General features: G+C 45.2%; 11 protein-coding genes. 8 read left to right on the forward strand and 3 right to left on the reverse strand.

The annotated features are described in order from the left end of the window. Nucleotides 1-22: 22 nt before the first annotated feature. The 3 genes from asd (at nucleotide 23) to ACLD71_RS02650 (ending at nucleotide 5,757) form a co-directional block, all read left to right on the forward strand. Nucleotides 23-877, forward strand: coding sequence for an archaetidylserine decarboxylase (gene asd / locus ACLD71_RS02640; protein ID WP_137674332.1), 855 nt, complete (start codon nucleotides 23-25; stop codon nucleotides 875-877). A gap of 126 nt (nucleotides 878-1,003) precedes the next feature. Then, nucleotides 1,004-4,282, forward strand: coding sequence for a miniconductance mechanosensitive channel MscM (mscM, locus tag ACLD71_RS02645; protein WP_137674333.1), 3,279 nt, complete (start codon nucleotides 1,004-1,006; stop codon nucleotides 4,280-4,282). A gap of 71 nt (nucleotides 4,283-4,353) precedes the next feature. Further along, on the forward strand, nucleotides 4,354-5,757 hold the full coding sequence (locus ACLD71_RS02650) for an SLC13 family permease (protein WP_137674334.1): 1,404 nt from the start codon (nucleotides 4,354-4,356) through the stop codon (nucleotides 5,755-5,757). Between the two features lie 49 nt (nucleotides 5,758-5,806). Here ACLD71_RS02650 and epmA read toward each other — a convergent pair whose 3' ends face one another. Beyond that, nucleotides 5,807-6,781, reverse strand: a complete 975-nt coding sequence (gene epmA, locus ACLD71_RS02655) for an elongation factor P--(R)-beta-lysine ligase (RefSeq protein ID WP_411992855.1) — start codon at nucleotides 6,779-6,781, stop codon at nucleotides 5,807-5,809. Between the two features lie 197 nt (nucleotides 6,782-6,978). Here epmA and frdA point away from each other — a divergent pair, with 197 nt between their 5' ends. From frdA to frdD, 4 genes are read left to right on the forward strand one after another with little or no spacing between them, the layout of a single operon-like run. Next, complete coding sequence (frdA, locus tag ACLD71_RS02660; protein WP_411992856.1) at nucleotides 6,979-8,772, forward strand: fumarate reductase (quinol) flavoprotein subunit; 1,794 nt, start codon at nucleotides 6,979-6,981, stop codon at nucleotides 8,770-8,772. A gap of 1 nt (nucleotide 8,773) precedes the next feature. Further along, nucleotides 8,774-9,508, forward strand: coding sequence for a succinate dehydrogenase/fumarate reductase iron-sulfur subunit (locus ACLD71_RS02665; RefSeq protein ID WP_137674337.1), 735 nt, complete (start codon nucleotides 8,774-8,776; stop codon nucleotides 9,506-9,508). Between the two features lie 2 nt (nucleotides 9,509-9,510). Then, the gene (locus ACLD71_RS02670; protein WP_411992857.1) at nucleotides 9,511-9,900 is read left to right on the forward strand and encodes a fumarate reductase subunit C; all 390 of its coding nucleotides are present in this window, start codon (nucleotides 9,511-9,513) and stop codon (nucleotides 9,898-9,900) included. Between the two features lie 9 nt (nucleotides 9,901-9,909). After that, nucleotides 9,910-10,263, forward strand: coding sequence for a fumarate reductase subunit FrdD (frdD, locus tag ACLD71_RS02675; protein ID WP_137674339.1), 354 nt, complete (start codon nucleotides 9,910-9,912; stop codon nucleotides 10,261-10,263). Nucleotides 10,264-10,281: 18 nt separating this feature from the next. Here frdD and ACLD71_RS02680 read toward each other — a convergent pair whose 3' ends face one another. Both ACLD71_RS02680 and efp read right to left on the reverse strand, forming a co-directional pair. Beyond that, a complete protein-coding gene (locus ACLD71_RS02680; protein ID WP_137674340.1) occupies nucleotides 10,282-10,500 on the reverse strand; it encodes a hypothetical protein in 219 nt (72 codons plus the stop codon). A gap of 225 nt (nucleotides 10,501-10,725) precedes the next feature. Then, the gene (efp, locus tag ACLD71_RS02685) at nucleotides 10,726-11,292 is read right to left on the reverse strand and encodes an elongation factor P (protein ID WP_137674341.1); all 567 of its coding nucleotides are present in this window, start codon (nucleotides 11,290-11,292) and stop codon (nucleotides 10,726-10,728) included. A 34-nt stretch (nucleotides 11,293-11,326) separates the two neighbouring features. Between efp and epmB the strand changes: the two genes are divergently transcribed. After that, a complete protein-coding gene (epmB, locus tag ACLD71_RS02690) occupies nucleotides 11,327-12,349 on the forward strand; it encodes an EF-P beta-lysylation protein EpmB (RefSeq protein WP_411992860.1) in 1,023 nt (340 codons plus the stop codon). The last annotated feature ends 60 nt before the right edge of the window (nucleotides 12,350-12,409 follow it).

A 12,409-nucleotide genomic window follows, 5' to 3' on the forward strand; every position in this document is an offset into this window, starting at 1 on the left:
CACCAGACCATGAGAATATAGAGTGTTAGACAAAATTAAAATTGCCGCCCAGTACTGCTTTCCACAGCATGGTTTATCTCGCTTAGTGGGTAAACTGGCCCAAGCCGAAGCAGGAAAACTCACTCATTGGGTGATTAAAAAGTTTATTAATCGTTACCAAGTAGACATGAACGATGCGGTAAACAGCGAACCTAGTGCCTATCCCAGTTTTAATGCGTTTTTTACTCGTCCACTAAAACCAGGCACTCGCCCTTTAGTAGATGGCGACTCTAATTTGGCCCATCCAGTAGACGGCGCAGTAAGCCAATTAGGACCTATTCAGCATGGCCGAATTATTCAAGCTAAGGGCCATGATTACAGTGCGCGAGAGTTACTTGGTGGTGATAAAGAGCTTGCCGAAGCATTTAACGATGGTGACTTTGCCACTATTTATTTAGCCCCAAAAGACTACCACCGCATTCATATGCCTTGTAAGGGTAAGCTGCGAAAAATGGTCTATGTGCCTGGCCAACTGTTTTCGGTTAACCCGCTAACTGCCGCTAATGTGCCTAACTTGTTTGCCCGCAATGAACGCGTAGTGGCTATTTTTGATACTGAGTTTGGCCCTATGGCCATGGTATTGGTCGGCGCCACTATTGTTGCTAGCATTGAAACCATTTGGTCTGGCACAGTAACGCCACCAGGCAGCAAGCAGGTGTTTACTTGGGACTACTCTGATCAAGATATTAGCCTAGATAAAGGTGCTGAAATGGGTCGCTTTAAGCTGGGTTCAACCGTGGTAATGCTATTTGCTAAAGATGCCATTGAGTTTGAACAGTCACTCGCGCCAACAGTGAGCACCGTAATGGGCACTCATTTCGCCAGTAAAGCCCAGTAAAATACTACCAAGTCTTGAAGGCTAGCCCTTCAAGACTGATTCAATTCTGCTTATTATTACGCTAATTCAATTATTTAATATAAAATAAATAACAATCACTAGCGCACTTAATTTGGCTCCTAACGAATGAAACCAACGCTTTTACTCCGCTGGCTTGCTTTACCTTTACTGATATTTTGTATGGCGGCTCAAGCGAACGTGGGTGGCGAAAACCACTTAAAAAGCTTAATTGGTTCCTTAGATACCCAACCCAGTAACCTCAATACTCAGCAGCAACAGCTGATTTATGAAGAATCTTTAGCTTTGCTTAAAGAAGGCAATGACTACCGAGAAAAAGCCAAATATTACCGTAGCATTATTAATAATTTTTCGCGGCTGCGTAAAGATTTACAAGACCAGCTTAACCAGTATCAAGCACCTGAAATAAGTCAGCTAGATACGCTAAATTCTAATCAACTCACCGAACAACTAAACACTTGGCAAGCCACACTTAACAGCAGCAGTGCCCGTATTGATGAACTTAAACAGCGCCAATTCGCCATAGATTTAGATGTTAGTGAGCACCACCAGCGCAGTGGTCCACTGCGTCAGCAACTAAGCTCCTTGCGAAGCAAGCTAGAGGCTCTGCAATTTGGTGTGCTTAGCGAAGTAGAAGAAGCCCAACGCGTTCGCACACAAGTGAACGAAGCAAGCTTAACTGCTCAATTAGCCATGTTAGAGCTAGCCGCACAAAGTGCCAACCAACGTAATGAACTACTGCAACTAGAGATAAGCCTGTTACAGCGCCAACAATTTTCTCAAAAACGGATTGTTGAAGAACTAAAAAATCGCCTATCTCAAGAACATCGCGCCGAAGCAAAACGTTTATCAGAGCAGTTAGCCTTTACCGCGCCCGAGCTTTTAGAACTGCCCCTCGTGAAAGAGGTCGTGGATCAAAACCAACATATTCAACGCCAATTGTCGGCCTTGTTTGACCAAAGCGAGCAAATTGCTCTGCTGCAGCAACACGCTAACAACGAGTTAGAGCACATTAAACTCACCTTTGCCAACTTCAAAGAACAGGTATCGTGGCTAAAAGTAACCCGCTCTTATGGCGAATATTTGCGTGAACAGATCAGCAGCTTACCCAAGGCAAAAACCTTAGCGCCCATAGAACAACAAATTATTGAAGTGAGGATTAGCAAACATCGCCACCAAAACTTAATTTACACTTTGCGTAGCCAAGCCCAACAACAGGCTAAACAGCAGCTTATTGCATCCCTCAGTGACGAACAGCAACAGATACTGCGCAAACACCTCAAACTCAATCAGCAACTATCCGATAAATATCAACTTGAATTAGATTCTCGTTTATTTGAATTAGCCCGTCTAAAGCTAGATTACTCCAAACTCAATGACGAACTGCGCATTATTAACCAAGAAGCCAATCAAGAGCTGTTTTGGACTGCAGATGTAAAAGCCATCGACCTCAGCTTTTTTAGTGATGTTCGCCAATCTGTTATTTGGTTATTGAATATCCAACAACTCAAACAGCTGAAACTCTCGATTCAAAACTTATCTTGGTTATGGCTGGTTTGGTTAAGTTTGGTGGCGGCAAGCATGGTGTATGTGCGTCATTTAAAAATGCACTGGTTAAAGGGCTATTTACAACGTATTGACTCTAAAACCGGCAACATTACCCGCGATAAATTTCACTATACCTTGTCGAATCTATTACTTAGTGCAGCGCTAGCCACTCCCTTAGCCCTGTTTATTGGAAGTGTTGGATTCGCCCTAAACTACAAGTGGGAATATGCCTTTTCTCGGGATGTTGGTGATGCGCTAATCAACGTAGCACTAGTATTATGGCTATTCCATTTGCTGCAGCAGTTTTGCCAGAAAAACGGTCTGCTCAATACCCACTTTAAGTGGCCACTGGTCAACATTCAGCAGGCTATTACCCTTATTCGCCGTTTAGTTTACATTAGCCTGCCGCTGGTTTTTGTTCTTAACCTTTGTATTCTACAAACCAGCCAACCAGCTTACAGTGGTCTAGCCCGTTTAGCCTTTATCGGGCTGCTGTTATGGGTAGCTTACGGCTTTCACAGTATTTACCGTATCGAGCTTCCGGTTAACTACCGTTTAGATATTTTTAAAGCACCACAACTGGCCAAAAAGCTTATTTGGGGAGCGGCAATTAGTATTCCTTTAATGGCGGCCTTGGCATCTGCCGCAGGCTTTTTTGCCACTGCGTTTACCGTATATTGGCAAGTGGTGCTGAGCTTTATTATTGCCGTGGTATTTATGCTTAGCTACCTGCTTATTCATCGCTGGATGTTACTGCAACGTCGCCGAATTGCCTTTGACCGCGCCAAGGTGCGCCGCGCAGAGATGATTGCCCAACGCCACGCCGAAGACGAAGATCCAAGTATATCTAGTGAAGGCTTTGTTGAAGCGATTGAAGAACCCGTCATCGATCTAGATACCATTAGCGCTCAATCTTTAGGGTTGTTGCGCGCCGCGTTAATCTTAGCGCTGGTATTAGTACTGCTGTTTAGCTGGTCTGAAATGACCAGCGCTTTCTCCTTCCTAGATAATATTACCTTATGGGAAAGTAATACCAGCCGCGCGGGCGTGGCAGCGGTCAACGAAATTACTCTACGCTCACTGGGTTCAGCCCTATTAGTATTCTTCTTTGCCATGCTGTTGATTCGCAACCTGCCAGGCTTGTTAGAGCTAATGGTATTGCAGCACTTGTCGTTAAACCCAGGAACGGGCTTTGCCATCACCACAATGATCAATTACATGGTGATTCTATTTAGTATCTTCAGTGGCTTTGGATTACTCGGTATTGAATGGTCTAAATTACAGTGGTTAGTGGCAGCTCTCACCGTTGGTTTGGGTTTTGGCTTGCAAGAAATTTTTGCCAACTTTATTTCTGGTTTAATCATCTTATTTGAAAAACCCATTCGAATTGGCGACACCGTCACCATTCGCGAACTAACAGGCACTATTTCCAACATTGAAACTCGCGCGACCACCATTGTGGATTGGGACAGAAAAGAGATTATTGTGCCCAACAAGGCCTTTATCACCGAGCAGTTTATTAACTGGTCATTGACCGATCCAATAACTCGTGTGGTACTCATGGTGCAAGTTAAACAAGGTTCCGACAACAACTTGGTGACACAGATATTGCAAGAAGCGGTGGAAGCAAACAGCTTAGTATTAACCAACCCACAACCTGAAATTTACTTCACCGAATATACTAACAACGGCATGAAATTCGAGATGCGAGTCTATGTAAGTGAGATGCGTTATCGCTTACCGATGACCCATGAGTTGTACACTTTGATCAACGACAAGTTTAAGGCGAATAGCATAGACATCGCCTACCCACAATTAGATGTATCTCTCAATTCTTAGTTGAGGCTTTGGGTATCGTAGAGCTTTAAAAAAACCGTTATTTCAAATAATTAGCTCAGAGATCTTAGAACATGGCCTTGCATAAACACCTTAAGCTGTTGGTTTGTTTAATTGTTCCCCTACTTATTTTGGCGCTGCCTACCAGCGCAATTCCTTTAGCTGACCTCACCATAGTACAGCATCGAATCATTGCCATTTTTGTAATGGCGGCTTTGCTGTGGATTTTTGAGCCAGTGCCGGTATTTGCCACCTCATTACTGATCATTACCCTTGAGTTAGTACTTATTTCCAATCAAGGGATTAGTGTGTTTATCGCCGATAATGGCAGCGCACCAATGGGCGACTTACTGCCTTACACCAGTATTTTTAATGCCTTCTCTTCGCCCATCATTATCTTATTCATGGGGGGTTTTGCTTTAGCCATTGCGGCATCTAAGTTTGAACTAGATAACAACCTTGCACGAGTGCTACTCAAACCGTTCGGCAAACGCATCCCAATGATTATGTTAGGCATTATGCTGATTACCGCCATCTTCAGCATGTTTATGAGTAATACTGCCACCACGGTCATGATGCTCGCTATTGTAGGCCCACTTATTGCCGCAGCCCCGCGCAACGATCTCGGCATGAAAGGGCTTATTTTGGCGATTCCAGTTGCTGCCAATACCGGTGGTATTGGTACTCCTATTGGTACTCCACCTAACGCCATCGCCCTGCAATATATTCCTGAAGGCCAAGTTACCTTTGCGTCTTGGATGGCTTTTGGTATTCCCTTTGTGATTATTCAGCTCGCTATTGCTTGGTTTTTACTATGTAAACTTTACCCATCAAAAACCGGAGTTTTGGAGCTAAATCTTAAAGGGACTTTTCAAAAAAGTACTCGCGCCTACATTGTTTACGCTACTTTCGCCTTAACTATTTTATTGTGGTTAAGTACCGCTTGGCATGGCATGAACAGCTACGTGGTGGCGATTATTCCACTCGCTGTGTTCACCCTTACCGGCGTAATCGGTAAAGACGACTTAAAGCTATTTAACTGGGATGTATTGTGGTTAGTAGCCGGTGGTATCGCTATGGGCATGGCCTTAGAAAAAAGCGGTTTAGCCGCAAAAATCGCCACCTCAATCGACTTCTCTAGCATGCCGACTTTAGCGGTGATTGTAGTGCTATCGATAGTCTGTGTGGTTATGGCTAATTTTATGTCAAATACTGCAACAGCTAACTTAATTATGCCTATAGCAGCGGCGGTAGCTACCAGCTTAAGTGGCTTAGATGGCGATGGTGGAATCACCACATTGTTGATTATTGTCGCGCTGTCGGCGTCGTTAGGCATGATGTTGCCTGTCAGTACTCCGCCCAACGCCCTCGCCTATTCTACCGGTTTTATTGAAACTAAAGATTTGATCAAAATTGGCGGGGTTATGGGAACCACCGGCTTGGCATTGCTATACATTGCCATGATGGTTATTTTGTAACAGCCCAACTAAAAAGGGAGCGATTGCTCCCTGCTCTCCCTGCGAAATACTAAGCTCGCTCGATGCTAAAACTTTGCACTTGCTGAATATTGTCGGTTTCTAGCGCTAGCATCAATAAACGGTCAATGCCCAAGGCCACGCCAGCACACTCTGGCAAACCTGCAGCCAAGGCAGCTAAAAAGCGTTTATCTATCTGCGCGGGGGCTAAACCATGTTGCTCTCTCACTTGCTGGTCTTTAGCAAAACGCCGTGCTTGTTCTTCTGCATCGGTTAGTTCATGAAAACCATTGGCTAGCTCTACGCCTTTAAAATAAAGCTCAAAGCGCTCAGCCACTCGGGGATCGGTAGCTGAAATTTTAGCTAAAGCAGCTTGCGAAGCAGGGAAGTGATAAACAAAACAAGGCCGCTGCTGGCCGATATACGGCTCTACTCCCAGAGAGAATAGCAATTGTAAAATCGTGTCTCGGTCAGGTTCCTGATCAACTAAATCGGCCACCGACAAACCCTTCGCTACTTCAACAAAATCGGCATGGCTAGCACTTAATGGGTTAATGCCTAGGCTTTGCTCAAAGGCCTCAACATAAGTTAGCCGTTCAGCACTACCACAAGCCAGCACTAAGTCTATCAGCGTGTCCATTTCGTCCATTAAAGCGAAATGGTCAAAACCCACGCGATACCACTCCAGCATTGTAAATTCTGGGTTGTGAAAGCGCCCAGCTTCTTCATTGCGAAATGCCTTTGCTATTTGATAAATACATCCGCTACCCGCCGCCAGTAGGCGCTTCATATGAAACTCTGGCGAGGTTTGCAAATACAAGCTCATGGAGTGAGGCGCAGCCGGCCCAGTTAAGGTGGTGGCAAAGCTATGTAAATGAACATCACTCACGCACGCTTGGCTCATACTTGGTGTTTCTACTTCCATCACTTTTCGCGCGGCAAAAAAGCATCTGATTTTGTTAATGATTTCAGCTCTAGCTTGAAGAGTCTCGATACTTGCAGAGGGTTGCCAAAGTGTTTCAGACATGCAAATTTTTTCCTGCATTGAGTTAGTTTTTATCGCGAGGTTTTATACCACTTTGCTAACAAAAGCGGGAGTTATATCTCAAAAGACAAATTATCTCGGAAGCCTGCTCAAAGTAGCGCCAATATTTGATTTTAGTCAAACATCAAAAAGCGAATACCCGCACAATCATTGTAGGCTTATTTCGTATGGAGAAAAGCGTGGAAGTAATCAAAACTGATGTCGCCATTGTTGGCGCTGGGGGAGCAGGCTTACGTGCTGCTATTGAAGTTGCCGAGCAACACCCCGAGTTAGAAGTGGCTCTCATTTCAAAAGTATACCCGATGCGCAGCCACACGGTTGCCGCCGAGGGCGGTGCTGCTGGTGTAGCCCAAGACCACGATAGCTTTGATAACCACTTTAACGACACCGTATCCGGTGGCGATTGGTTATGTGAGCAAGACGTAGTGGACTTTTTTGTTGAGCGAGCCCCCAAAGAACTGACTCAACTTGAGCACTGGGGTTGTCCGTGGTCTCGCCGACCAGACGGCAGCGTTAATGTTCGCCGCTTTGGTGGAATGAAGATCGAGCGCACCTGGTTTGCTGCAGACAAAAGTGGCTTTCACATTCTCCACACCTTATTTCAAACCTCAACTAAATACCCCAGCATCAAACGTTACGACGAGCACTTTGTTTTAGATTTAGTCGTAGAAGACGGCCAAGTAAAAGGCGTGATTGCCCTTGATATTGCCGAAGGCGTAGCTAAATTGATTCAAGCCAAATCGGTGATTATTGCTACCGGTGGCGCAGGCAGAGTGTATCGCTTTAATACCAACGGCGGCATTGTTACCGGTGACGGCATGGCTTTGGCCTATCGCCATGGTGTAGCACTGCGAGACATGGAGTTTGTGCAATATCACCCAACGGGCTTACCTGGATCAGGGATTTTGATGACAGAAGGCTGCCGTGGTGAAGGCGGTATTCTTACCAATAAAGACGGTTACCGTTACCTGCAAGATTACGGCTTGGGACCTGAAACGCCAGTCGGCGAACCTAAAAACAAATACATGGAACTTGGCCCACGCGACCGCTTAAGCCAATGTTTTTGGCAAGAAGCCCAGCTCGGCCGCACCATTGAAGGGCCAAATGGCGATTATGTTCACCTCGACCTCACTCACTTAGGCGAAGACTACTTATTAGAACGCCTGCCGTTTATTTGTGAATTAGCCAAAGCTTACATGGGTGTAGACCCCGTGAAAGAGCCAATCCCTGTTCGCCCTACTGTGCATTACACCATGGGGGGGATTGAAACTGATGGCCGCTGCGCTACCTCACTAAAAGGCTTATACGCCGCTGGCGAGTGTTCTTCGGTAGGTTTACATGGCGCTAATCGCTTAGGATCTAACTCGCTAACCGAGATTACCGTATTTGGCCAAGTCGCTGGAGAATCTGCAGCACGTAATGCGCTAGTATCAACCCATAGCGATAGCGCCTCACTACTTGCCCAAGCAGAGCAAACTCTCGCGAAGTATCAAGCCTTAAAAACCAACCAAGGTGATGAAAAAACCTCTGATATTCGCAACGAACTCGGTCGCACCATGGAAGATGGCGTAGGTATTTATCGAACCGAAGAAGCAATGCAGACAACTATCGATAAAATCGCCGAGTTAAAACAGCGCTATAAAAACATTAAGTTAGTCGACGACAGTGAAGTATTTAATACCGAGTGGCTGTATGCCGTAGAGCTTGGGTATTTGTTAGATGTGGCAGAGTCGATGGCTGTTTCGGCGATTAACCGTAAAGAGAGTCGCGGTTCTCACCAACGCATTGATGGCTTTGAGCAACGAGACGATGTGAACTTTTTAAAACACACCTTAGCGAATTACCGCCCGGATATGGCGCCCGAAATTAGCTACAGCGATGTGAAAATCACTAAATCTCAACCTGCAGAACGTGTATACGGCGCCGCCGCCGATGCTCAAGAAGCAGCTAAAAAACAAGCGGAGGCGAAGTAAAATGGCTGAAGTGATGAAAATTGAGATCTTACGCTATCGTCCAGAAACCGATAAAGAACCAGTATGGCAAACCTTTGATGTGCCTTTTACTCGCGAGATGTCGCTATTAGAAGCTTTGGCTTACATTAAAGATGAACTAGACCCAACCTTAAGCTATCGCTGGTCTTGCCGAATGGCGATTTGTGGTAGCTGCGGCATGATGGTGAATGGGATACCTAAATTAGGTTGTAAAACCTTCCTGCGTGATTACCCAAAAGGAATGAAGGTTGAAGCCTTAGCCAACTTCCCTATCGAGCGTGACTTGGTGGTTGATATGAGCGACTTCATCGAGAAGCTTGAGTCAGTTAAGCCTTACATCATTAACGATAATCCTAAGTCGCTAGACGATGGTTGCCACACTCAATCACCTAAAGACATGGCGCAATATAAGCAGTTTTCCATGTGTATTAACTGTGGCCTTTGTTATGCGGCGTGTCCGCAGTACGGTTTGGATAAATCATTCACTGGCCCTGCCGCTTTAGCCATATTACATCGTTATAACCAAGACAATCGTGACGCTGGTAAAGCAGAGCGAATGAAGATAGTTAACGCCGAAGAAGGCGCTTGGGGTTGTACCTTTGTTGGTTACTGCTCACAAGTGTGCCCCAAAGACGTAGACCCTGCAGCAGCAATTCAACTTGGAAAAGTAGATAGCGCTAAAGACTATGTAATTGCCATGTTCAAGCCAGGAGAGTAAGCATGACTAAACGTAAACCTTACGAACGCAAAATGGGCGCAACTTGGTGGCTTAAAAACACGTTTCATACCAAGTACATCATTCGCGAAGGCTCCAGCTTAGTCATCGCTATTTACAGCATGGTGCTGCTATTTGGCTTGTTCCGCTTAAGCCAAGGCGCTGATGCATTTAATGGCTGGTTAGGCGCAATGAGCCAACCTGCTTGGCTTGCCTTTCACTTGCTCACCCTAGTATGGACGCTGTATCACAGCATTACTTGGTTTAGCCTCGCGCCTAAAGCCGCCAACTTATGGCTTGGACAAAAGCGAGTGCCAGACAGCTGGATAGTTAACAGTATGTACGGCGCGTTAGCGGGTATAAGTGTTATTGGCCTAGTATTGGTATTAATTTAGGAGAAACAGATGAAACGTTCTAACGAACCTGTGTTTTGGGGAATGTTTGGCGCTGGCGGCATGGTAGCTGCGCTGTTCACACCTATTGCTATATTAATCACTGGCCTACTGGTGCCTCTAGGGATTATTCCTGCCGAGCAGTTCTCTTATGAAAGAGTCTTAGCCTTCTCACAACACTGGTTAGGCGCGGCAGTAATTTGGGTGATTGTAAGCTTACCGCTGTGGTTGTGCATGCATCGCCTTTACCATACCTTACACGACTTTGGGATCCATGCTGGCAACCTAGTAAAAGCACTATTCTACGGGGTGGCATTTGCTGGCTCGGTAGCTTGCGCTACACTGCTATTACTAGGCTTAATCTAAAAACAAGCGGGCTAAGGCTTAGCCCGCTTTTAAATCTTTTTGGCAGTTACGTTTTAGCGAACTAATCTCTAGCTCTAACTGCTGTTCTCGTTGTTTTAATAAATCAAGCTCAGCTTCTTTACTGGCCAATAGCTCAAAAACACCGGTTGGGTAATCTCCTGAGCCTTTAGCAAAACGAAGTCGATTCGAATAACGTCTGTCTACATGTTCCACGGGAGCATCTGCAACTACATTCATATTGATAACCTTTTTATCATTAACGATGTGGTAGATTAAGCATTGCAGACAAATCGCGATTACGCAAAGTGAAAATTTGATTTAAATCAAAGCGATTGAACCATAAGATTTATTCAACTGGCAAACATAATTTTGTTCTTTAAACACAGCTAAATTCGCTAGTTTTGCTAAAAATTAACAAATAAAAAAGGGAGCCTAGGGCTCCCTTTTTCTAAACTGTAGCGCTTATTTTACACGGCCCACATATTCAGCACTGCGTGTATCAACCTTTACTACTTCACCAATTTGAATAAACAACGGTACACGCACTACCGCACCGGTAGTTAGCGTAGCAGGTTTACCACCCGTACCGGCGGTATCGCCTTTCAGGCCAGGGTCGGTCTCTGTTACTTCCAATTCCACAAAATTAGGAGGCGTTACTAAGATTGGGTTTTCATTCCAAGTGGTAATAACACATACGTCTTGCTCAACTAACCATTTAGCCGTCTCGCCCACTGCTTTTTCATCTGCAGCAATTTGCTCAAAGGTATCGTTGTTCATGAAGTGGTAGAATTCGCCATCGTTATACAGGTAGGCTAATTCATAATCCATCACATCTGCTGCTTCAACTGACTCACCAGATTTGAAGGTTTTCTCTAATACTTTACCGGTTAACAAACGGCGCAATTTAACGCGGCTAAATGCTTGGCCTTTGCCTGGTTTTACAAATTCATTTTCTAGAATTGCATAAGGCTCGCCGTCGAGCATAATTTTTAGCCCGCCTTTGAATTCACTGGTACTATATGACGCCATTTGGTCCTCTACTTACAAGGTAATATCAATTTCAATGCTGCGAATAATACCGCGAAACGACGCTGCTGTGCAGGGTAATTGGCAAAAAGAGCTGGCAAACGCCATCACAGATCCCAAAGATCTGCTGCAATACTTACAATTAGACCCTGAAAACTATCAGTTAGACATCGCAGCACGTAAATTATTCCCAATGCGAGTGCCGCTCAGCTTTGTACAACGCATGCAAGTAGGCGACCCTAAAGACCCATTATTACTTCAGGTATTGCCACAGCGAGAGGAGTTTATTCAAGCCGCAGGTTTTACCGAAGACCCGCTTGAAGAACACCAATCTGCCGTACCGGGATTACTGCACAAGTATAAAAGCCGAGTATTATTTATTTTACGCGGGGGCTGTGCGGTAAACTGCAGATATTGTTTTCGTCGCCACTTCCCTTACCAAGACAACAGCCCTAGCAAGGCAGGTTGGCAGCAAGCCATTGACTACATCGCCAACGATAGCAATATTAACGAAGTGATCTTGAGCGGTGGCGATCCTTTAATGGCCAATGACGAGCAATTGACATGGCTGGTAGAGCAACTTGAGCAAATAAGCCACTTAACACGATTACGCATTCATAGCCGCTTACCGGTAGTGTTACCTAACCGCATAACCACCGAACTTGTTGAACTGCTCGCTAATACGCGTTTACAAAGCATTATGGTGAGCCACATTAACCACCCCAATGAAGTGAACGAACCACTTCGAACAGCCTTTTCCAGGCTGCAGCAAGCGGGCGTAACGCTGTTGAATCAAGGAGTGTTATTAAAAGACATCAATGACGATGTAGATACCTTAACAGCGCTAAGCGAAGCACTGTTCTCTGCCAACATTCTGCCCTACTACTTATTTTTGTTGGACAAAGTAGCCGGTGCGAGTCACTACGATATTGACGAACAGCAAGCAGTGTTGATAATGCGTGACTTATACCAACGTTTACCTGGTTTTCTGGTTCCACGCTTAGCGCGTGAGCAAGCCGGTAAAAACAGTAAAACACCGATAGACATCGGCTTGAGCTAAACTAAAACCATAAGGCTTGTTGGCTACCCTTTAGGTTAAACCAGCAAGCACACATTCAAC

The organism is Agarivorans sp. DSG3-1, assembly GCF_046774965.1.
In the GTDB taxonomy this organism is placed as follows: domain Bacteria; phylum Pseudomonadota; class Gammaproteobacteria; order Enterobacterales; family Celerinatantimonadaceae; genus Agarivorans.